Consider the following 20,493-nt stretch of genomic DNA (forward strand, 5'->3'; position numbering starts at 1 on the left):
GGGTCTTAACGATTAAAGAGGTGGACATGCCGCATACGGTACGCGATAAACAAAAGCTGAAGGCTAGAATCAGCCGAATTGAGGGGCAGTCGGCCGCGTTAAAAAAGATGCTGGATGAACCGCACGAATGCGCGGACGTGCTCCAGCAAATTGCTGCAATCCGCGGCGCGGTCAACGGCCTGATGCACGAAGTCATAAAGGGGCACCTGCTCGAGCATATCGTTCATGAAGACGACGTAAGCAAGCGCGAAGCCGACCTCGACGTGATTCTAAAAGTGCTGGGCTCTTACGTTAAGTGAGCGACGCTCGATATTTCCACAGTGCTTAAAAACGGTTAGGCGCTGCCGATAAACAGGCCGGTAGCGAATACCAGCAGGCCTCCTACCACGACCTGAAATGCCGCCTGTAAGAGGGGCGTGTCCATATACCTATTGCGGATCCAGGAGATGGCGGCCAGCTCGGCGAGCACCACGATGGCGGAAACCGTCATCGCCGTCCAGAAGTCGCTGATAAGAAAGGGCAGCGTGTGGCCAAGCCCCCCCAGCGTGGTCATTACGCCGCAGGACGCGCCGCGAAGCCACGGGTTGCCGCGTCCGGTTAGCGAGCCGTTGTCCGAAACCGCTTCGGCAAAGGCCATCGATATCCCTGCGCCTATCGAAGCGGCCAACCCGACGAGAAAGGCCTGCCAGCTGTCCTTTGTCGCCAGCGCGGCGGCAAATACCGGGGCAAGCGTAGAAACCGAGCCGTCCATCAGACCTGCCAGCGAGGGTTGGACAATTTGCAGCACGAACAGGCGCCGCCCGGTGTTCTCTTCCTTTTCCTTGACTGAAGGGCTGACGATCTGTTGTTCGAGCTGTTCGGCTCGCTGCTGATGGCGAAACTCTTCGGCGGCCAAATCGCCCAGAAGCTGGCGTATCTGTACGCTGGTCGCTCTTTGTGCCGCCTGAGCGTAAAAGCGCTGGGTTTCCATTTCCATCACTTCTGACTGCCTGCGTACTTTATCGATGCTCAGCGGGCGGCTAAGCCAGATGGCTTTTCGTTCGACGAAGCCCTTAACGTCCTGACGGCGGATGAGGGGAATGTGGTCGCCGAACGTCTCCTTATAAAGCTTGAGCAGCCGGTGACGGTGGCCGTCCTCTTCCTGCGCCATCAGAGAGAAAATTCTGGCGGAATCAGGATAGGTTTCCCGCAGCCCCTCAGCAAATTCGCGGTAGATTTTGTTGTCTTCTTCTTCGAGTGAGATAGCGAGCGCCAGAATTTCGCGTTCGGAAAGGTCGGAAAAGTTCTTCATAAGTCTTGTCCGTTTGCAGATGAGGGTATTGACTAATAGTAATCCTCCGGCTGATGGAATACCAAAAAATCAGGGCCGCATTGCGGCCCTGTTGTTGTTTGCTAAACGGTCTTATCGTTAAGCGCTGTGTTCAGTATTCACCGCATGTGAATGCTCGATGTCTTCACCACGCTTGCTGAAGCGGCGGCGAACGACGACGAAGAACACCGGCACGAAGAAGAGCGCCAGAACTGTCGCACTGACCATACCACCCAGAACCCCGGTACCTACGGCGTTCTGTGCGCCGGAGCCGGCGCCGCTGCTGATCGCCAGCGGCAGAACCCCGAGCATAAAGGCCAGCGAGGTCATCAGGATTGGGCGCAAACGCATTCGAACCGCTTCCAACGTCGCTTCAACAAGGCCTTTGCCCTCTTTGTCCATCAGGTCTTTGGCGAATTCAACGATAAGTATCGCGTTCTTCGCCGACAGTCCAATCGTGGTCAACAGGCCTACGATAAAGTACACGTCGTTTTCCAGCCCGCGCACGGAGGTAAACAGCACTGCGCCGATGACCCCCAGAGGAACGACCAGCATGACCGAGAAGGGAATTGACCAGCTCTCATACAGTGCGGCCAGACACAGGAACACCACGATCATTGAAATCGCGAGCAGCGTAGGGGCTTGGGAGCCCGCCAGCCGTTCCTGATAGGATGTCCCCGTCCAGTCGTAGCCGATGCCGTCCGGTAACTCCGAAGCCAGCTGCTCCATCATCTTCATGGCGTCGCCGCTACTCTTGCCCGGCGCAGCTTCGCCCAGGATTTCCATAGACGGCAGGCCGTTATAGCGTTCCAGACGCGGAGAACCGAACTCCCAGTGAGCGCTGGAGAAGGCGGACATCGGCACCATTTGGCCGTTAGCGCCGCGAACGTACCAGTTGTTGATGTCTTTCGGCATCATGCGGTACGGCGCCTGCGCCTGCACGTAAACCTTTTTGACGCGGCCGCGATCGATAAAGTCGTTCACGTAGGTGCCGCCCAGTGCGGTAGACAGCGTCTGGTTAATATCGCTGATGGATACGCCCAGCGCCTGCGCTTTTTCATGGTCAACGGTCAGTTTGAACTGCGGCGTATCTTCCATGCCGTTTGGACGCACCTTAACCAGCAGGTCAGGATGTTCGGCAACCTTGCCCAGCAGTTCGTTACGCGCCTGAGTCAGCCTGTCGTGGCCTAAACCGCCCTGATCGATAAGCTGGAAGTCAAAGCCGGTTGCCGTACCCAGTTCAACGATAGGCGGCAAGTTAAACGCAAGAGCGATACCGTCCTGAATTTTTGCAAAAGATCGCGATGCGCGTTCAACGATGGCGCCGACCTTGTTCTCGTCGCCTTCGCGCTCGCTCCAGTCTTTAAGGCTGACGAAGGCCAAGCCGGCGTTTTGCCCCTGACCGCTGAAGCTGAAGCCGTTAACGGTGAACACGGATTCAACGTTGTGCTTCTCTTCATTCAGGTAGTAGTGGGTCACCTGATCGAGCACCTTTTGCGTTCTTTCCTGAGTCGCGCCCTGCGGCAGCTGGACGAGGTTCATGAATACGCCCTGGTCCTCATCCGGAAGGAAGGAGGAGGGCAGGCGCATAAACATGAAGACCAGGCCGATACACAGCACCAGATAGATAAGAATATAGCGACCGGTGCTGCGCAGGATGTTAGCGACGCTGTTGGTATAGTGGTGCGTGTTCTTCTCAAACAGGTTGTTGAACCAGCCAAAGAAGCCCGTTTTGACCTCATGGTGGCCTTTCTCAACCGGCTTAAGAATAGTGGCGCACAGCGCAGGCGTCAGGATCATCGCCACCAGTACGGACAGCACCATGGCGGATACGATGGTGATGGAGAACTGGCGATAAATCGCGCCGGTTGAACCGCCCATAAAGGCCATAGGGATAAATACGGCGGACAGCACCATGGCGATACCGACCAATGCGCCCTGAATTTGCCCCATCGACTTACGGGTTGCTTCCTTCGGCGGCAGGCCTTCTTCCGCCATGATCCGCTCGACGTTTTCCACCACCACGATGGCGTCGTCCACCAGCAGGCCTATCGCGAGCACCATGGCGAACATCGTCAGGGTGTTTATCGAGTAGCCGAAGGCCGACAATATGGCGAAGGTACCTAGCAGAACGACCGGTACGGCGATGGTTGGGATCAGAGTGGCGCGCAGGTTCTGTAAGAACAGGTACATAACCAGGAACACCAGCAGGATGGCCTCAACCAGCGTTTTTACCACCTCGTTGATAGAGATCTTAACGAACGGCGTCGTGTCGTAAGGGTAAACAACTTCCATCCCAGCCGGGAAATACTTCGACATGTTGGCCAGTTCGCTTTTTACCGCGTTAGCGGTATCCAACGCGTTTGCGCCGGTAGCGAGCTTAATGCCCAGACCGGAAGCCGGCTGCCCGTTAAAGCGTGCGATAACGTTGTAGCTTTCCCCGCCCAGCTCGATTTCAGCCACGTCTTTCAGACGAACCTGAGAACCATCCTGATTGATTTTCAGCAAAATCTTGCCGAACTCTTCAGGCGACGTCAGGCGCGTTTGAACGATGATGGAGGAGTTCAACTGCTGGCCTTTGACCGGCGGCGTACCGCCTAACTGGCCTGCGGCGATCTGGTTATTCTGGATCTTGATGGCGTTGTTGACGTCAATCGGCGTCAGCGAGTAGCTGTTGAGCTTGTTGGGATCCAGCCAGACGCGCATGGCGTACTGAGAACCGAACAGCTGAACGTCACCTACGCCGGAGGTCCGGCTGACGGTATCTTTGACGTTTGAACCTACGTAGTCAGAGATGTCTTCCTGAGTCATATCGCCGGATTTAGAAATAAAACCGGCGACCATCAGGAAGCTGCTGCTGGCCTTTTCAACGCTGATACCCATTTGCTGTACTTCCTGCGGTAGCAGGGGCATCGCAAGCTGAAGCTTGTTTTGCACCTGAACCTGCGCGATGTCCGGATCGGTACCGGCTTCGAAAGTCAGAGTAATGGTAGCGCTGCCGGACGAGTCGCTGGTTGAGGACATGTACATCAGGTTATCGATACCGTTCATGTTCTGTTCGATAACCTGAGTCACGGTATCCTGTACCGTTTGGGCGTCAGCGCCTGGATAGTTGGCGGAGACCGACACCGCCGGAGGGGCGATGGTCGGATACTGGGCGATCGGCAACTGTATGATCGCCAGCAGGCCCACCAGCATGATGATTATGGAGATTACCCAAGCAAATATTGGGCGATCGATAAAAAATTTGGCCATCTGCTACACTCAATATGAATTATTACTTCGCTTCGGGCTTAGCGTCGCCTTTAGGAGCTTCGCCTGTATTTGGCTTATCGGAAAACTCCGATGCGCTGACCTCTACCCCTACTCGAATCTTCTGCAGACCGGTAACGATCACTTTTTCTCCCCGATCGAGCCCGCCGGTGACCAGCCAGTTGCTGCCGACGGATTGGCCGGTAGTAATGACTTTCTGCTCGACCTTGTTATCCTTATTTACCACCAGCACCGTCGCTTCACCGCGTTGGTTGCGGGTTACGCCCTGCTGAGGAACCAGGATAGCGTCGGGGCGAAGGCCCTGTTCAACCTTGGCGCGAACGAACATGCCCGGCAGGATCTGGTTTTTCGGGTTAGGGAAAACCGCGCGCATAGTGATTGAACCGGTCGTTTCGTCAACCGTGACGTCTTCGAATTCCAGCTTACCCGGAAGTTCGTAAACGGTGCCGTCGTCAAAGACCAGGCTGACCTGAGCTTTAGCGCCTTTATCCTTCGTCAGAGTGCCGTTGGCGAGCTCTCTTTCCAGCGCCATGTAGTCATTGCTGGACTGCGTAACGTCAACGTAAATCGGGTCAAGCTGCTGAACGGTCGCCAGCGCAGTCGTCTGGTTCGCGTTGACCAGCGCGCCTTCCGTCACGTTGGATTTACCGATGCGTCCCTTAATTGGCGACATCACCTTGGTGTATTCGAGATTGATGCGAGCGGTGTCCAGCGCGGCTTTCGCCGCCAGCACGGCCGCGTCGCTCTGACGGGCTTTGGCTACGGCAGTGTCGTAATCCTGACGGCTGATAAAGTTGGTGCCGACCAGCGGCTTGTAGCGTTTAACCGTCAGGTTATCAATATTGGCCTGCGCCTGCGCCTTGGCTAAATCGGCCGCTGCGCTGTCGTAGGTTGCCTGATAGGTTGCCGGATCGATTTGATACAGAGACTGGTTCTCTTCGATCATGCTGCCTTCGGTAAACTGACGCTTCAGGATGATTCCGCTTACCTGCGGGCGGACTTCAGCAATGCGGTATGCCGCGGTGCGTCCTGGAAGTTCAGTAGTGATATTGACGGGCTGCGATGCGATAGTCACAACCTCAACTTTAGGTGCAGCCCTCTGAGCGCCATCTCCCGACTGGTTATCGCATCCCACGAGCGCCAGACTGCTTGAGAGCATTAGCGCTGCTGCCAGAGGCTTCAGTCCTCTGTATTTACTCATAGATTAACCTCAAATTTTCAATATCAGTTACCGTAAATATAGGCAAGTATGCTTGGGTAACCACATAGTTAGGATAAATATTTCAGCGTGCTATAATACAAACATTCATGTATGTATGTAAGACATGGCAAAACCACACCGCACAAAAGCATAAAATAATGAGCCGCAATACAAAACAGCAGTCATTGGAGACCCGACAGCACATCCTTGATGCCGCCATGCAGGAGTTTTCCCGCAAGGGGGTCACCAGCACGTCTCTTAATGATATCGCTCTGGCTGCTGGCGTCACGCGCGGTGCGATCTATTGGCATTTCAAGAATAAAGTCGATATTTTCACGGCGATGTGGGCTCAGGTAGAGTCTAGCATTGATGACGTAGCCCTGCGATATAGAAATGAGTTTTCTTCAAACCCAATGCAGGCGCTGCGGCAAACGTTAATCTACGTTTTGCAGCTCACGGAAACCGACGCTCGTCGTAAAATTTTACTGGGAATATTATTCCATAAGTGCGAGTTTGTTGGCGAACTTATTTCGCTACAACAAATACATCAATCCCTTTATTTACAAAACGAAGAGAAGATTGAAAGGGCGCTTGCGGAATGCGTTGAATGTGGACAATTGTCCGATACGCTGGACCTGCGCTTGGCCGCTATTTCCATGAGGGCCTATATCTGGGGGCTTATCGGCAGTTGGTTGTTCATGCCGCAGGCCTATAGCCTTGAAAAAGAGGCGCCCAGGCTGGTCGATGCCTATCTGGATTCTCTAAGACAAAGTAGCGCGCTGAAACGAGTAGTGACAGAATAAGAGGCCATCGCGTTTGGCCTATACCAGGAGTAGCTCAATGCAACGTATTTTAGTTATCGCCAACGGCGCGCCTTACGGCAGTGAACTGCTGTTTAACGCGCTGCGCCTGTCTATTGCGCTAAAAGAACAGACCGCCGGATGTGAGCTGAAGGTCTTTTTAATGTCTGACGCCGTCAGCGCCGGGCTTTGTAATCAGCGTCCCCATGAGGGCTATCATCTTCAACAGATGTTGGAAATTCTTACTGCGCAGGGCGTGGCGATAAAATTGTGTAAAACCTGTACCGACGCCCGCGGCATAAGCGCGCTTCCTCTGATTGACGGCGTGGAGATAGGTACGCTGGTCGAGCTGGCGCAGTGGACATTGGAAGCCGATAAAGTCTTGACGTTTTAACGCCGGCTGAGCCCAGGCGTTCAGGAGCATGGATGAATCACGCGACTCCCGCCAGAACGGCGCTTAGTCAGCTGGCGCACATTATTATCGTACTGGTGCTGTTATTGCCATTGTGCAGTCAGGCGCTGGCGTTCTTGTGTTCTATGCTGGTGGATTCCAGCTGCTGGTTTAGTCGTGATTTAACCTATGACGCGACGCTTTTGTTAAGCCGCGATACGCAGGTAGATTTGACCAAGTGGTTCTGCCTGGTGATTTTTTGCCTGGGCGTGCTTTTTATGGGGAGCCTGTACGGTAAGCATGCGGCGCTGCCCGTACGCCGCTGGCTTTGCTACGGCCCGTTTGCGGCGTTTATTGGCTATAGCGCCGTGATTTATGGGCTTTCGGTCGGGGTTTTCGGCTCGTTGAAGCAGGAGGCGATCGAAGCTGCTCTGCTGCCGTTTTTCTGGCGCCATGCCTTTTTCTATGAGCCGACGCTTTTAGCGCTAATGGCCTTTTTAACCTACGTGCTGTTTACGGCGGGTGTCCTGCTCGCTCGCTTCCGTCGACCCGTTCTGTAGGCGACGCTTTTGGATTATTTGCCGGCCTTAAGCTTGTCCTGAAAGTCTTTTTCCACGATCTTCAGCGCCGCCAGCACGGTAGTCGGCGCGATATCGTGCGTTTCCAGCAGGTAAATCAGATCAACGGCCAGCTTCACTTCTTCCGGCGCCTGCTCCAGCGGTGTGGGCGATGGATTCATCGGTATATCTCAAATTGCGGACAGAAGGGCATATTAACCGATCTCAATGACGATCGTTACTCCTGATAGCGATAGCCGGAGCCGTGAACGGTTCTGATCAGCGTTGGGGCTGCCGGGTCAGGCTCAATGAGCTTACGCAGCCGCGATATGTGCTGATCCAGCGTTCTGCTATTGGGCATGTGGTCGCAGCCCCAGGCGCAGTCAATTAGCGCGTCTCGCCCGACAGCCTGGTTTTTATGCTGGTACAGGTAGGTAAGAAGCTTGATGTCTCTTAGGGAAAGCTCAATCGTTTGGCTTTGCCGCCTGGCGCACAGCTCGGAAGGAAACACCTCCAAATCGCCAAAGAGAAAGGGGATGTCCGGTGCGAAGCGCTTTGCCCTCAGGCAGCGGCGGGCGATGGTTTTTATCCTTGCCCGGACTTCGTGAATGCCAAAGGGCTTATTGATGTAGTCATCGGCGCCCAGCTCAAGGCCCAGCACCTTATCTATCTCTTCTCCTTTGGCTGATAAAAAGACGACCGGCGTGTGTTCATCCTGCTCCCTGATGGCCTTACACACCGAGTAGCCGTCCATTTCCGGCATCATGATGTCCAAAATGACGAAGTCCGGCCGCTCGTTTCGGTATAACTCCAGCGCGACTTTGCCGTTTTCAGCCGTAAGTACGTCGTAGCCTTCTCGGCACAGCATGTCTTTCAGGCCGTTGCGAATGTGAAGGTCGTCTTCTGCAATAAGTATTTTCACGCTATGCCTCCGTGCCGCGGCGCGGCAGGGTAAGTATAAACGCCATGCCCGCATCCAGATTTTCTGCCTCAAGCGTGCCGGACAGGCTTTCAGCCAGCTGCCGGGCGATGGTCAAACCGATCCCCGTACCGCTTACGCCCTCCGTAATGGTGGACTTCACGCGATAAAACGGCTGGAAAATAGCCTTAAGCTCCCGCTCCGGCAGGCCGTTGCCGTAGTCCCTGACGCACAGGTAAACGTATTCATCGTCCTGCCTTACGCGAAGCTCAACGCGCTTGCCGCTGGCGGCATATTTTTCGGCGTTGCTGAGCAGGTTGCTGATAATTTGAGTTATCCGGTCGACGTCGCTGTAAACGCGGATGTCGCCTTCAGCGTACAGATGCAGCGCAATGCCTTTAGCGTCAAAGACCGGCGTGAAAATTTCTTTAACCTGCTCCAGCAGACGATTGACGTCGACTTCCTGTCGGTTGAGCTTGGGCGCTTTAGTAAAGGTCAGCACGTTTTGAATTAGCCGGGAGAGCCGCCGACTTTCGCTGACGATGACGTCAACGTAATGGACGTGCGGACTCTCTTCTTCCTGTGCGATTTCCTTAAGCATCTCTGCGTAGAGCGTAATGTTGGTCAACGGCGTCTTCAGCTCATGGGAAACCTGCCCGACGAAGCTGACCTGCTGGCGCGCAAGCAGCGTTGCTCGGTTAAATTCGCGATACAGAAGAAACGCCACGGCGATGACGGTCACCACGATAAAAGCGATGAGGGCCAATCCCGCGTAAAACAGCCCGGAACGGTCTTCCGCCGCGGCGTAGTAGTCTATCTTCCAGTTATGCAGGGGGAAGGGGAGCGCCTGACTATAGGTTGGCTGCGTCTGCCGGTTTAGCTCTCCACTGGGGGCGTATTGGTATAACAGCTGGCCGCTGTCGGATAGCGTGAATCCGTCCGGCGCATAGTTAAAGTCAACGTTGGCGATAACGTCTGCCAGCAGCTTGGCGTAGCTGAGCTTGATGCCAATCGTCTCATCTGCGTTTTTTTGCCAGTAGAGCAGCAGCGGATGGCCGTTTTCCTGCATCAGGTACCAGCCTGCGTCCGGCGTTTTATCGTCTGAGCGGTGCTGTTTGCCGATGAGCTGCGATGGGTCCTGAAGCACCGGCGTCAGGGATTCAATAAAGCGAGACTCTTTTTGGCTGATGGGTGAATGAACGTCAGGAAAGGCCAGCCTGCCGTTTTTGAGTATAAAAATCGCCTCGATGTCGCTGTCTTGGGCTATCAGCGCGCGAAGCGCATCGGGATCTTGGCTCAAATAGGCCAGCATCGCGCTTAGACGAACCTGCTTGTGGTCCAACTGCTGCAGGATGAAGCCCTCAGTCTGCGCGACGCGGCTTCTGGCCAGCTGCTCGGCCTGATAGGCGCTGACGGTTTGTTCCTGATTGAGCGTACGAAAGCCAACGCCGCCGATAAGTACCGTCAGCAGCAGGGTGATAAAGATAAACAAATAAAAGGGGCGTTTGGCTTTCATTCCTTCTCCACGCGTAAAACGACGGGCCAGCTAAGCCCGTCGTTCGCTCAACGCTACTTCGACTGCTGTTTTTGCGTCTTGTAGGTGCTTTCCTTCAGGCTCTTGCGCGAGGCCGCTTCGCCTTTGCTTTCCAGTTCAGTTACCAGGCGCTTGTTGTCTTCCTGATTGGTCAGCGCTTTGCTTTTGGCCGCCGGGCTGCTGACGGAGTCGTACAACGCGCCCATGCTGGCGGCGTTGCTTTGCAGGATCTGGTTGGCCTCGTCCTTCTTACCTGCGTCTAGCAGCTTGATGGCGCGCTCGTTTTCCAGATTGGCCTTCTGAATGGCGGAGTCAACGACGATCTCTTCCTGCATTGCCGCCTTTACGGCCTTCTCGGACTTACTGTAAGCGATATCGACGCGGTTGTTAACGCTATCTTTCTGCTTGGTTTGCAGGTTGTCGTAGGTGACGGAGACGTCAGCAACCGGCTTTTTCTCATTCTCTTTGCCTTTGGGGGGCTCAAGCTCCAGCAGAACGTACTTTTCCTGGTTGGAGTAAAGCTGATTGAGCTTGACGGTGACCTGATTGCCGGTGATGTCGCCTTCGCGGCCCAGCAGGCGCAGAGGCTTGACGCCTTCCTGCAGGCGAATAGTGACGGTCACTTCCTGCGCGACGACGGACATGACGTCTTTAAATTCTTTAATAAAGGCCGCTTCCAGATCGGAGGATTTCTCCACGTACGCGTGGTTGCCGTCGCTGTAGCTTGCCAGCGCGGCCATCAGGTCTTCGTTGTAGCTGGTGCCCAGGCCAATGGTCGTGACGGCGATACCCTGTTTGGCGGCGACAACGCCCAAATCGGCCAGCTCTTTGGTTGAGCTGGGGCCGACGTTGGCCTGCCCGTCGGACAGTAGAATAATACGGTTAACCTGATCCTTCTTCAGGTTCTTGTTGACCTCCTTTATGCCCTTGCTCACTCCGGCGAACAGCGCGGTCCATCCTTGAGGCGTGACCTTATCGTTGATTATCTGGATAAGCTTCTTTTTATCGGTGGCCTTGGTGGCAGGGATAAGTACGTGAGCATCATTATCGTAGGCGATGATAGAAATGATGTCGTCATCCTGCAGCATGTTGACGGCCAGAATGGCCGCTTCTCGGGCTTTTTCTATCCTGTCGCCGCTCATGGAGGTTGAACGATCAATCACCAGCGCCAGATTGATTGGCGTGCGCTTGGAGGCATCCCGCGTATATCCGGTAAGGGACACCTTCAGATAGTTGTTCTCTTTGCTATTTTCTAAGATGACCGGCGACGCCAGTTCGGTTGTCACGTTAACGTGAAGCGGTACGGGAGAGACGGCAAAGGCCGAAGCGGACAGCATGGCCAACGAGGGCAGCAGATATTTCAGATTCATCATATAACTCCTTTTATTGAGGGTGCTCCGTCATTATTGGGCAATGATGTTTCGAGTTGTCTGTTTCATGCATCAAGATGTAACAAAATGTAAATTATGTCGCGTAAACGGCACGGGCTATCCGCCGTTCTCACGCTGGGCTATTTGTCTTTCTATCTTGGTCAGCGCCTGTCTGCATCGCATCAGGCGGCCTTCCAGCGCGGCAAGTTCCTTCTGGATCTGCTGCTGGGCTGCGAGGGTGGTTTGCCTACCCAGCAGGCTTTCCTTATCGCGCCGCATGGCAACTAGCCTGCGCTCATAGTCCTGATGGCGCGCCAGCGTTTGGTAGATATCCTGTTCTACCTTGACGTTAAAGGCGTTTCGCTCGCGAACGGGCAGCGTCGCCAGCTCTCTTTGCAGGGCGCTAATTTGGTCTACGATACGTTCGGCAAGAAAGGCGACCTGCTGCAGCGCGCGCTTTTCCGCGGCCTGAGTGAGCAGGGCAAGATTGTTCTCTACTTCCGCCAGACAGTGGTTTAAGCGAGTATCGCGGGTATTAAACAAGCGATCATCAAAGCGAGGCTGTAGAACGGCGGCGGCCGGCGCGGCGGCAACGGCGGCCGCCAGCTGATGAACCTGTTTTTGCAGCGTCTGTAATAGGGCTCCGGTATTCATGAGGCTCCGGCCAAGGCGAGTGATAAAGGTATCGGTTATCATATCCCAGACGGCAAGGATGGAGAAAGGGCGGATATTTTTACGGGCGGATTGAGAATCATTTACTGGTATGGGCCTTGGTTTTTGATTACGCTAGGCATCATGATGCGCGTAGCTTGCGTATAATTCAGATACGCGATCGGATATATGATTTAAGGACTGCGGTTAACGACGATGCGGCGCTATGTATAAGCTTTTTCTTCTCTGTCTTGGATGGCTATCTATCGGCCTTGCCGCGCTTGGCGTGCTGTTGCCGATACTGCCGACTACGCCGTTTTTACTGCTGGCCGCCTGGTGCTTTGCCCGCTCTTCCCCGCGTTTTCACGATTGGCTGCTGTATCGTTCCTGGTTCGGTCCCTATCTTAGGCACTGGCAAACCTACCGCGGTCTGCCGCCCGGCGCAAAAAGCAAGGCGATTTTGCTGATTATCTGTACGTTCGCCGTTTCTCTGTGGCTGGTTTCAATGCTGTGGGTGCGCGTACTTTTGATGGCGATCCTCGTCGTTTTGCTAACGTTTATGCTGCGCCTGCCGGTTGTGGATGTGAAAAAGCAGCAGCCCGCGGCGTCGGAGAACGACGGCGGGATCCCTCCGGAATAATTTATCAATTGTGATAACTAGCGGTTGCATTTCCCTGCGCCTTTGCATAGATTTGAGCGTTTTTCGTTGGTAACCGCGTGTGATTAATAAACGGCTACCCGAAGCCTGCGGTTAATGAGTACACGGACACTGAATTTATGACGACAATTGAACAGCATCAATTAATTAAGGACAGCATTGTCACTATCCCCGACTACCCCAAGGCGGGGATCCTGTTTCGCGATATCACTACGCTGTTGGAGGATCCGGCCGCCTTTTCTGCGACTATTCGGCTTATCGTCGAGCGTTTTAAAGATAAAGGCATCGCTAAGGTCGTCGGCACTGAAGCGCGCGGCTTTTTGTTTGGCGCGCCGGTAGCGTTAGCGTTGGGCGTGGGCTTTGTTCCGGTACGCAAAAAAGGAAAGTTGCCGCGTGAAACGCTGAGCGAAACCTATGCGTTGGAATACGGCACCGACGTGCTGGAAATTCACGCCGACAGCATTAAGCCTAATGAAAAGGTGCTGGTGATTGACGACCTGTTGGCTACCGGCGGTACGATTGAAGCGACGGCCAAGCTGATTCGACGCCTTGGCGGCATCGTTCACGATGCGGCATTTGTTATCGAGCTTCCTGAACTGGGCGGGCGCGAGCGTTTGGCCTCTTTGGACATCGAGTGCTATAGCCTGGTCTCTTTTGACGGTCACTGATCCACGGTCGCTAATTGACGACAAAGGTCGTCGTTCAAAGGCGGCCTGTGGTAAGATGCGTCTAACCGTGTTAACTGACTTTGCCTTATATCGATGAGCTATCAAGTCCTGGCGCGTAAGTGGCGCCCTCAAAGCTTTGCAGACGTTGTCGGCCAGGAGCACGTCCTGACCGCCATCGCCAACGGCCTCTCGCTCGGGCGAATTCATCACGCATATCTTTTTTCCGGCACGCGCGGCGTGGGGAAGACCTCGATCGCCCGCCTGCTGGCGAAGGGGCTAAACTGCGAAAGCGGCGTGACGGCGACCCCCTGCGGCAAGTGCGCCAACTGCCGCGAAATTGAAGAAGGGCGATTCGTCGACCTGCTAGAGATCGACGCCGCTTCCCGCACTAAGGTCGAAGATACCCGCGAACTGCTGGACAACGTGCAGTATGCGCCGGCCAGGGGCCGCTTTAAGGTTTATCTTATCGACGAAGTTCACATGCTCTCCCGCCACAGCTTTAACGCGCTGTTGAAAACGCTGGAAGAGCCACCCGAACATGTTAAGTTTCTGCTGGCGACTACCGATCCGCAAAAGCTGCCCGTCACGATCCTTTCCCGCTGCCTGCAGTTTCATCTGAAGGCGCTGGATGTTGAGCAGATTAAGGGGCAGTTAGAGAAGGTCCTGCAGGAAGAAAAAATCCCATCGGAGCCGAAGGCGCTGAGCCTGCTGGCTCGAGCGGCCCAGGGCAGTATGCGCGACGCGCTAAGCCTGACCGATCAGGCTATCGCCATGGGCGATGGCCGAGTGGAGACCGAATCGGTCAGCGCGATGCTCGGGACGTTGGATGAAGAATACACGCTTTCTCTGATTGAAGCGCTGGTGCATGCCAACGGCGAAGCCCTGATGGCTCAGGTCAATCAGATAGCGGCTAAAGGCATCGACTGGGAAAGCCTGCTGGTAGAGACGCTGGCGCTGCTGCATCAAATCGCCATGGTTCAACTGTTGCCCTCAGCGCTCGATCCGCTAAAGCATAACGAGTCGCGCATGCGCGAGCTGGCCAGGCAGATAGCGCCGCAGGATTTACAGCTTTATTACCAAACCCTGCTGGTCGGCAGAAAGGAACTGCCCTACGCGCCGGACGGCCGCATGGGCGTAGAAATGACGCTGCTGCGCGCGCTGGCGTTTCATCCGAAAAGCGTCGGTACGCTGGCCGAAGCCGTTCCTCAGCCGGTTCCGACCTCTATTTCTGCGCCTCCCGTAAGCGGCGCTGCGCCAGTCAATCACGCTTCATCGGCGCCGCAGCCGCATAGAGCGGCGGCAGTGCCCTTTGTCGACGAACGTCCTCCCGCGCCGGCTCCTGAGGCCTACGCAAATTCTAGGCTAATAGAGCCGCCGCCTCGTGAGGCGCCGGTCGGAAACGACGGCGCGGCCAATCTGCCGCCGGCGACGGCCCAGATGCTTCAGGCGCGCAGCCAGCTGCGGCGTCAGCAGGAGAGCAGCGAAACAAAAAAGAGTAAGCCGGCCACGCCTGCGGGAGTGAAGCCGGCATCCTCTGTGCTCGAACGTCTGGCGGCAGCAACAGAGAATAAGGGCGAATCTCCGACGCGATCGGTGAAGTCGTCCAAGCCTGAAGGAAAAAAAGAGAGCTATCGCTGGAAGGCCCAGCACGACTTTGAGGCCGTAAGCCAGCAGGTGGCCACGCCAAAGGCGCTGCGCTCCGCGCTTGAGCACGAAAAAACGCCCGAACTGGCCGCGAAGCTGGTGGAAGAGTCCCTGACGCGCGATGCCTGGGCGGCGGAGGTTGCCGAGCTTACGCTGCCGAAACTGGTGCAGCAGCTGGCGCTGAACGCTTTCAAACAGCAGGTGTCAGAAAGTGAAGTCTGTCTTCACCTGAGGCCGGGGCAGCGGCATCTCAATTCGGCGTCGGCCCAGCAAGCATTGGCCGAAGCGATGAGCCAGCGGGCGGGGCATGCCATTACCCTGACGATCGTTGAAGACGACGATCGTTCGATAAAGACGCCTCTCGAGTGCCGCCAGGCAATCTACGAAGAGAAGCTGGCGCAGGCCAAGACGTCTATTATCGAAGACGGCCATATTCAAACGCTTTGCCGCTATTTTGATGCCGAGCTGGATGAAGACAGCATCCGGCCCGTCTGAGGCAGAGTTTGGTTTAACGTAACTATAATCCCTTAGCAAAGAGAGAGACGAACATGTTTGGTAAAGGTGGACTTGGCAACTTAATGAAGCAAGCTCAGCAGATGCAGGAAAAAATGCAGAAGATGCAGGAAGAGGTTGCGAAAATGGAAGTCACCGGCGAGTCCGGGGCCGGCATGGTTAAGGTGACGATCAACGGCGCGCACAACTGCCGCCGGGTAGAGATTGACCCCAGCCTGCTGGAAGACGATAAAGAGATGCTGGAAGACCTGATCGCAGCAGCCTTTAACGACGCGGCTCGCCGCATTGAAGAAACGCAGAAAGAAAAAATGGCGCAGGTGTCCGGCGGTATGCAGCTGCCTCCTGGCTTTAAGATGCCGTTCTGATGCAAACCAGTCCTCTGCTTGAATCTCTGATGGAGGCGCTGCGCTGCTTGCCCGGCGTAGGGCCTAAGTCCGCGCAGCGCATGGCGTTTCAACTGCTGCAGCGCGATCGCAGCGGCGGAATGCGTCTGGCGCAGGCGCTGACGCGCGCCATGTCGGAGGTGGGCCACTGCCGCGACTGCCGCACCTTCACCGAAGAGGACGTGTGCACCATCTGTAGCAACCAGCGCCGTCAAAGCAGCGGCCAGATATGCGTGGTGGAAAGCCCGGCGGACATTCATGCGATTGAGCAAACCGGCCAGTTCGCCGGCCGATACTTTGTTCTGATGGGGCACCTGTCCCCGCTGGACGGCATCGGGCCGAACGACATCGGCCTGGACCGCCTGGAAGAGCGCCTGGCGAACGAGACTATCCGCGAGGTTATTCTTGCCACCAACCCGACGGTAGAAGGCGACGCGACGGCTAACTTTATCGCCGAAATGTGCGCCTCTTACGGCGTGATGGCCAGCCGCATCGCCCACGGCGTTCCGGTCGGCGGCGAGTTAGAAATGGTCGACGGTACGACGCTCTCTCATTCTCTGGCGGGGCGGCAGCAGATAAGGATCTGATCGCGCGTTTACCTGATTTTTTATATGAAGGTGCCTGATTCAGGTGCCTTTTTTATTTCTAACGCTTGAAATTGTATCCCTCTATCCCCATCTGTTTACCATTCCCTATTGACGTAAAGGGCGCGTAGCGTATTCCGCCCGAATAAATCGACACACTGAGGTAAGCGATGAGTATGAAAGGCCAAGAAACCCGCGGTTTTCAGTCTGAGGTGAAGCAGCTTCTGCACCTGATGATTCATTCCCTGTATTCCAATAAAGAGATCTTTCTGCGCGAACTGATTTCCAACGCGTCCGACGCGGCGGACAAGCTGCGCTTTCGCGCTCTGTCTAACGCCGATCTCTACGAAGGGGACGGCGAGCTGCGCGTTCGCGTTTCGTTTGATAAAGAAAAGCGTACGCTGACGCTTAGCGATAACGGTATCGGCATGACGCGCGACGAGGTGATTGATAACCTCGGCACCATCGCTAAATCCGGCACCAAGGCGTTTTTAGAGTCTCTCGGCAGCGATCAAGCGAAAGACAGCCAGCTCATCGGCCAGTTCGGCGTCGGCTTTTATTCTGCCTTCATCGTGGCCGATAAGGTCACCGTGCGCACCCGCGCGGCGGGCGCTAGCGCCGACGAAGGCGTATTTTGGGAGTCCGCCGGCGAAGGAGAGTACACCATCGCCGATATCAACAAGCCCGGTCGCGGTACCGAAATTACGCTGCACCTGCGCGACGGCGAGGACGAATTCCTCGACGATTGGCGCGTGCGCTCCGTTATCAGCAAATACTCCGACCATATCGCGCTGCCGGTTGAAATTTTAGTAACCGAAGAGAAAGAGGGCGAAGAGCCGGTCGAGAGCTGGGAGAAGATTAACAAGGCGCAGGCCCTGTGGACCCGCAACAAGGCCGACGTCAGCGAAGACGAGTACAAAGAGTTTTATAAGCACGTTTCCCACGACTTCAGCGATCCGCTGGCCTGGAGCCACAACCGCGTTGAGGGCAAGCAAGAATACACCAGCCTGCTTTACGTTCCCGCCCGCGCGCCGTGGGATCTGTGGAACCGCGACCACAAGCACGGCCTGAAGCTCTACGTGCAGCGCGTCTTTATCATGGACGACGCCGAGCAGTTCATGCCCAACTACCTGCGTTTTGTTCGCGGCCTGATTGATTCCAACGACCTGCCGCTCAACGTTTCTCGCGAGATTTTGCAGGATAACCGCATCACGCAAAGCCTGCGCAGCGCCTGCACCAAGCGCGTGCTGCAAATGCTGGAGAAGCTGGCTAAAGACGACGCCGAAAAGTATCAGGACTTCTGGCGCGAATTCGGCCTGGTGATGAAGGAGGGGCCGGCGGAAGACGGCGCCAACCGCGAAACGATCGCCAAGCTTCTGCGCTTTGCCTCAACGCATAGCGACAGCGACGCGCAGACGGTGTCTTTGGAAGAGTACGTTAGCCGCATGCAGGAAGGTCAGGAGAAGATTTACTTCATTACCGCCGACAGCTATGCCGCTGCTAAAAACAGCCCGCTGCTGGAGCTGTTCCGCAAGAAGGGCATTGAGGTTCTGCTGCTGTCAGACCGCATCGACGAGTGGATGATGAGCTACCTGACCGAGTTTGACGGTAAGGCCTTCCAGTCCGTCAGCAAGGCGGACGAGTCACTGGACAAACTGGCGGACGCCGACAGCGATGAGCAAAAAGAAGCGGATAAAGCCCTTGAGCCGTTCGTTGAGCGAGTGAAAACGCTGCTGGGCGAACGAATCAAAGAGGTTCGCCTGACCCACCGTTTGACGGACACTCCGGCTGTGGTGACCACCGATGCGGACGAAATGACAACGCAGATGGCCAAACTGTTTGCTGCGGCCGGGCAGAAGATGCCGGAGATCAAATACGTCTTCGAACTCAACCCGGACCACGCGCTGGTTAAGCTGGCGTCTAACGTGACTGACGAAGCCGAGTTCGTCGAGTGGATTGAACTGCTGCTCGATCAGGCGCTTTTGGCGGAAAAAGGCGGGTTGGAAGACCCTAACCAGTTTATCCGCCGCATGAACAAGCTGCTGATTAAGTAAGCCGTTTGGGATAGGTCTAAGCCGGGAGAGGGGAGCTTCTCCCGGTTTTTATATATTTTGAGATAGTGTTAAAAGATAAGTCGTTGTCGGTTTTGTTAAATTAACAAATGGCGTCTGCAAATATTGTCTAAGTAATCGATGCGTTGGTTTGCACCATCGGCGACGTTGGAGTTTATTCGCGGGGCGAACTATCCCTGCCGACACAGGCCTTGAGCCATCTCCCACTTGAGCATTAACGCATTGAGTGATAAGGTTCACAGGTTTTCTTTCATTGACATACAAAAAGCAAAATTTCTAGGGGATTTACGCAATGCGTATCATTCTGCTTGGCGCTCCCGGCGCCGGTAAAGGCACACAGGCTCAGTTTATCATGGCGAAGTACGGTATCCCGCAAATTTCCACGGGTGACATGCTGCGTGCGGCGGTTAAGTCCGGTTCCGAACTGGGGCAACAGGCGAAATCGCTGATGGATGCTGGCAAGCTGGTGACCGACGAGCTGGTTATTGCGTTAGTCAAAGAGCGTATTGCACAGCCGGACTGCAAAAACGGCTTCCTGCTGGACGGTTTCCCTCGCACCATTCCTCAGGCGGACGCCATGAAGGAAGCGGGCATTCAGGTTGACTACGTGCTGGAATTCGACGTGCCTGATGAAGTTATCGTTGAACGCATCGTAGGCCGCCGCGTACACGCGCCGTCAGGCCGCGTTTATCACGTCACGTTCAATCCGCCGAAGGTAGAAGGCAAAGACGACGTCACCGGCGAAGAGCTGACGACGCGTAAAGACGATCAGGAAGAAACCGTGCGCAAGCGCCTGGTTGAGTACCATACGCTGACCAAGCCGCTGGTGGAATACTACAGCGCCGAAGCCAAAAACGGCAACACCCAGTACGTGAAGCTCAACGGCACGCGTAAAGTGTCTGAAGTTAGCGAAGAGCTGGCGAAGATTTTGGGCTAAGGCCTGATTAAGCGTTGAACTTAAGGCGACCGAGAGGTCGCCTTATTTTTTATCGGTGATTGCACTCAAAGAGAAAGTAAACAACTATATGGTTTCAACATGAAACTTTATGGAATATAATTCGCCTTCGGCGTTTTAAGTGAAAGCGGGCAGTAAAGGGCTATTTTTACGGCCATTTCGCGAAAGGAGAGCGATATTATGGCAATCGTTATTGAAGAACCGGTAAAGATAGTGCTAAACGAAATAGAGATTGACGATCGCATTCCGTCCGTTAATTTCGATCTCTATATCGGGGTAAACCACCTGATGTATTCTACTGAATATAAGGGAAACATATGGATCCCGAACCGCGAGCTGGGTAATTTTATCTCTTCTTTTAAAAACAACGACGCCGAGTTTTCTTTATCGGATACCTTTGGCAATGCGTTTATAACGCTCAAAAGAGTCGATGACAGCGGGTATCAGTTTTGCATGACGAAAAGCAGAAAGACCCTCAATCATTCCAAATTTGAGATTTCTTACTCTGAACATATCTCTATGGACGTCTTCTATAATATAAAGGCCAAGTTTCTTGACTGTCCTGTAATATGGTAAGTTTGACAGGTATAGGCGAGGTTATATGGAATATCTAAATGATTGCCTGGCTTTACCGTAACTAATATTTAGAAATTTGCGGTTATTTCTAATTTTTGTCTAAGGGATAATTTTAACGTAGGAAAATGCGCTAAATTCTGGAGATAAGATTAGCATTTATTGCCGAGATGCTGTGGCGGTAAGCTCTGAGTTTTTTACTAAAAAGAGTCAAGCGCTAATGAACCCTCCAGCGTTTTTATTCTATTACGATATATCACTATTTGCATTTTAATAATGTGATTTAGTAATGGTAAGGCTTATGATATCTATTGCATTTCTTGATTTTAATGGTAATTAAAGACTGTTAAATATGCTAGGTGTAAATGAGGGTTTTAATTTAAAAATAGCCGAGTAACAATATATTAAATACTGATTTTATATTTTCGCGTATAAATC

General features: G+C 54.4%; 20 protein-coding genes. 12 read left to right on the plus strand and 8 right to left on the minus strand.

The features are described from left to right. The first annotated feature begins 26 nt into the window (after positions 1-26). Positions 27-299 carry a Ni(II)/Co(II)-binding transcriptional repressor RcnR gene (gene rcnR, locus G544_RS0114205; RefSeq protein WP_027275217.1) on the plus strand — a complete coding sequence of 91 codons (273 nt, stop codon included), beginning with the start codon at positions 27-29 and terminating at the stop codon, positions 297-299. Positions 300-334: 35 nt separating this feature from the next. Here rcnR and mbfA read toward each other — a convergent pair whose 3' ends face one another. The 3 genes from mbfA to G544_RS0114220 all read right to left on the minus strand — a co-directional run bounded on the left by mbfA (position 335) and on the right by G544_RS0114220 (position 5,783). Further along, entirely contained in the window at positions 335-1,291 is a 957-nt protein-coding gene (gene mbfA / locus G544_RS0114210; RefSeq protein ID WP_027275218.1) for an iron exporter MbfA, read from the minus strand. Positions 1,292-1,408: 117 nt separating this feature from the next. Beyond that, positions 1,409-4,564 carry an efflux RND transporter permease subunit gene (locus tag G544_RS0114215; RefSeq protein WP_027275219.1) on the minus strand — a complete coding sequence of 1,052 codons (3,156 nt, stop codon included), beginning with the start codon at positions 4,562-4,564 and terminating at the stop codon, positions 1,409-1,411. Positions 4,565-4,586: 22 nt separating this feature from the next. Continuing rightward, complete coding sequence (locus G544_RS0114220; protein ID WP_027275220.1) at positions 4,587-5,783, minus strand: efflux RND transporter periplasmic adaptor subunit; 1,197 nt, start codon at positions 5,781-5,783, stop codon at positions 4,587-4,589. A 158-nt stretch (positions 5,784-5,941) separates the two neighbouring features. Between G544_RS0114220 and acrR the strand changes: the two genes are divergently transcribed. The 3 genes from acrR to G544_RS20665 are packed head-to-tail and all read left to right on the plus strand — an operon-like array spanning position 5,942 to position 7,534. Beyond that, positions 5,942-6,586 carry a multidrug efflux transporter transcriptional repressor AcrR gene (acrR, locus tag G544_RS0114225; RefSeq protein ID WP_027275221.1) on the plus strand — a complete coding sequence of 215 codons (645 nt, stop codon included), beginning with the start codon at positions 5,942-5,944 and terminating at the stop codon, positions 6,584-6,586. Positions 6,587-6,623: 37 nt separating this feature from the next. After that, the gene (locus G544_RS0114230; protein ID WP_027275222.1) at positions 6,624-6,977 is read left to right on the plus strand and encodes a DsrE/DsrF/TusD sulfur relay family protein; all 354 of its coding nucleotides are present in this window, start codon (positions 6,624-6,626) and stop codon (positions 6,975-6,977) included. Between the two features lie 32 nt (positions 6,978-7,009). Further along, on the plus strand, positions 7,010-7,534 hold the full coding sequence (locus G544_RS20665) for a hypothetical protein (protein WP_036024170.1): 525 nt from the start codon (positions 7,010-7,012) through the stop codon (positions 7,532-7,534). Positions 7,535-7,548: 14 nt separating this feature from the next. Here the strand turns inward: G544_RS20665 and rsmS are convergent, their stop codons facing one another. The 5 genes from rsmS to priC all read right to left on the minus strand — a co-directional run bounded on the left by rsmS (position 7,549) and on the right by priC (position 12,008). Beyond that, a complete protein-coding gene (gene rsmS, locus G544_RS0114240) occupies positions 7,549-7,713 on the minus strand; it encodes a pleiotropic regulatory protein RsmS (protein WP_027275223.1) in 165 nt (54 codons plus the stop codon). A 56-nt stretch (positions 7,714-7,769) separates the two neighbouring features. After that, positions 7,770-8,453, minus strand: coding sequence for a response regulator transcription factor (locus G544_RS0114245; protein ID WP_027275224.1), 684 nt, complete (start codon positions 8,451-8,453; stop codon positions 7,770-7,772). Between the two features lies 1 nt (position 8,454). Further along, positions 8,455-9,966, minus strand: coding sequence for a sensor histidine kinase (locus tag G544_RS0114250; RefSeq protein ID WP_027275225.1), 1,512 nt, complete (start codon positions 9,964-9,966; stop codon positions 8,455-8,457). Between the two features lie 53 nt (positions 9,967-10,019). Next, entirely contained in the window at positions 10,020-11,357 is a 1,338-nt protein-coding gene (locus G544_RS0114255) for a vWA domain-containing protein (protein WP_248616908.1), read from the minus strand. Between the two features lie 114 nt (positions 11,358-11,471). Further along, positions 11,472-12,008 carry a primosomal replication protein PriC gene (priC, locus tag G544_RS0114260; protein WP_027275227.1) on the minus strand — a complete coding sequence of 179 codons (537 nt, stop codon included), beginning with the start codon at positions 12,006-12,008 and terminating at the stop codon, positions 11,472-11,474. Positions 12,009-12,231: 223 nt separating this feature from the next. Here priC and G544_RS20670 point away from each other — a divergent pair, with 223 nt between their 5' ends. The 8 genes from G544_RS20670 to G544_RS0114300 all read left to right on the plus strand — a co-directional run bounded on the left by G544_RS20670 (position 12,232) and on the right by G544_RS0114300 (position 20,058). Then, complete coding sequence (locus G544_RS20670; RefSeq protein ID WP_036024171.1) at positions 12,232-12,645, plus strand: DUF454 family protein; 414 nt, start codon at positions 12,232-12,234, stop codon at positions 12,643-12,645. Positions 12,646-12,782: 137 nt separating this feature from the next. Next, positions 12,783-13,331, plus strand: coding sequence for an adenine phosphoribosyltransferase (apt, locus tag G544_RS0114270; protein WP_027275228.1), 549 nt, complete (start codon positions 12,783-12,785; stop codon positions 13,329-13,331). Between the two features lie 93 nt (positions 13,332-13,424). Further along, positions 13,425-15,470 carry a DNA polymerase III subunit gamma/tau gene (gene dnaX / locus G544_RS0114275; RefSeq protein ID WP_027275229.1) on the plus strand — a complete coding sequence of 682 codons (2,046 nt, stop codon included), beginning with the start codon at positions 13,425-13,427 and terminating at the stop codon, positions 15,468-15,470. 53 nt (positions 15,471-15,523) lie between these two features. Further along, entirely contained in the window at positions 15,524-15,853 is a 330-nt protein-coding gene (locus tag G544_RS0114280; RefSeq protein ID WP_027275230.1) for a YbaB/EbfC family nucleoid-associated protein, read from the plus strand. Then, positions 15,853-16,458 (plus strand): recombination mediator RecR, encoded by a 606-nt coding sequence (recR, locus tag G544_RS0114285; RefSeq protein WP_027275231.1) that lies wholly within the window; start codon positions 15,853-15,855, stop codon positions 16,456-16,458. Before G544_RS0114280 ends, recR begins: the two co-directional genes overlap by 1 nt. A 173-nt stretch (positions 16,459-16,631) precedes the next feature. Further along, positions 16,632-18,509, plus strand: a complete 1,878-nt coding sequence (gene htpG, locus G544_RS0114290; RefSeq protein ID WP_169445914.1) for a molecular chaperone HtpG — start codon at positions 16,632-16,634, stop codon at positions 18,507-18,509. Between the two features lie 310 nt (positions 18,510-18,819). Further along, positions 18,820-19,464: an adenylate kinase gene (gene adk, locus G544_RS0114295; RefSeq protein WP_027275233.1), complete on the plus strand. Its 645-nt coding sequence runs from the start codon at positions 18,820-18,822 to the stop codon at positions 19,462-19,464. A gap of 198 nt (positions 19,465-19,662) precedes the next feature. Then, positions 19,663-20,058, plus strand: coding sequence for a hypothetical protein (locus G544_RS0114300; RefSeq protein ID WP_027275234.1), 396 nt, complete (start codon positions 19,663-19,665; stop codon positions 20,056-20,058). Positions 20,059-20,493: the final 435 nt, after the last annotated feature.

This window comes from Leminorella grimontii ATCC 33999 = DSM 5078 (assembly GCF_000439085.1).
In the GTDB taxonomy this organism is placed as follows: Bacteria; Pseudomonadota; Gammaproteobacteria; order Enterobacterales; family Enterobacteriaceae; genus Leminorella; species Leminorella grimontii.

What these genes read in the sequence shown, in the direction of transcription:
- G544_RS20665 (WP_036024170.1), top strand. Translation starts at nt 7,010, where the DNA reads ATGAATCACGCGACTCCCGCCAGAACGGCGCTTAGTCAGCTGGCGCAC.
- G544_RS20670 (WP_036024171.1), top strand. Translation starts at nt 12,232, where the DNA reads ATGTATAAGCTTTTTCTTCTCTGTCTTGGATGGCTATCTATCGGCCTT.
- G544_RS0114230 (WP_027275222.1), top strand. Translation starts at nt 6,624, where the DNA reads ATGCAACGTATTTTAGTTATCGCCAACGGCGCGCCTTACGGCAGTGAA.
- rcnR (WP_027275217.1), top strand. Translation starts at nt 27, where the DNA reads ATGCCGCATACGGTACGCGATAAACAAAAGCTGAAGGCTAGAATCAGC.
- G544_RS0114220 (WP_027275220.1), bottom strand. Translation starts at nt 5,783, where the DNA reads ATGAGTAAATACAGAGGACTGAAGCCTCTGGCAGCAGCGCTAATGCTC.
- priC (WP_027275227.1), bottom strand. Translation starts at nt 12,008, where the DNA reads ATGAATACCGGAGCCCTATTACAGACGCTGCAAAAACAGGTTCATCAG.
- G544_RS0114255 (WP_248616908.1), bottom strand. Translation starts at nt 11,357, where the DNA reads ATGATGAATCTGAAATATCTGCTGCCCTCGTTGGCCATGCTGTCCGCT.
- mbfA (WP_027275218.1), bottom strand. Translation starts at nt 1,291, where the DNA reads ATGAAGAACTTTTCCGACCTTTCCGAACGCGAAATTCTGGCGCTCGCT.
- adk (WP_027275233.1), top strand. Translation starts at nt 18,820, where the DNA reads ATGCGTATCATTCTGCTTGGCGCTCCCGGCGCCGGTAAAGGCACACAG.
- G544_RS0114300 (WP_027275234.1), top strand. Translation starts at nt 19,663, where the DNA reads ATGGCAATCGTTATTGAAGAACCGGTAAAGATAGTGCTAAACGAAATA.
- G544_RS0114250 (WP_027275225.1), bottom strand. Translation starts at nt 9,966, where the DNA reads ATGAAAGCCAAACGCCCCTTTTATTTGTTTATCTTTATCACCCTGCTG.
- acrR (WP_027275221.1), top strand. Translation starts at nt 5,942, where the DNA reads ATGAGCCGCAATACAAAACAGCAGTCATTGGAGACCCGACAGCACATC.
- rsmS (WP_027275223.1), bottom strand. Translation starts at nt 7,713, where the DNA reads ATGAATCCATCGCCCACACCGCTGGAGCAGGCGCCGGAAGAAGTGAAG.
- recR (WP_027275231.1), top strand. Translation starts at nt 15,853, where the DNA reads ATGCAAACCAGTCCTCTGCTTGAATCTCTGATGGAGGCGCTGCGCTGC.
- G544_RS0114215 (WP_027275219.1), bottom strand. Translation starts at nt 4,564, where the DNA reads ATGGCCAAATTTTTTATCGATCGCCCAATATTTGCTTGGGTAATCTCC.
- G544_RS0114280 (WP_027275230.1), top strand. Translation starts at nt 15,524, where the DNA reads ATGTTTGGTAAAGGTGGACTTGGCAACTTAATGAAGCAAGCTCAGCAG.
- dnaX (WP_027275229.1), top strand. Translation starts at nt 13,425, where the DNA reads ATGAGCTATCAAGTCCTGGCGCGTAAGTGGCGCCCTCAAAGCTTTGCA.
- apt (WP_027275228.1), top strand. Translation starts at nt 12,783, where the DNA reads ATGACGACAATTGAACAGCATCAATTAATTAAGGACAGCATTGTCACT.
- htpG (WP_169445914.1), top strand. Translation starts at nt 16,632, where the DNA reads ATGAAAGGCCAAGAAACCCGCGGTTTTCAGTCTGAGGTGAAGCAGCTT.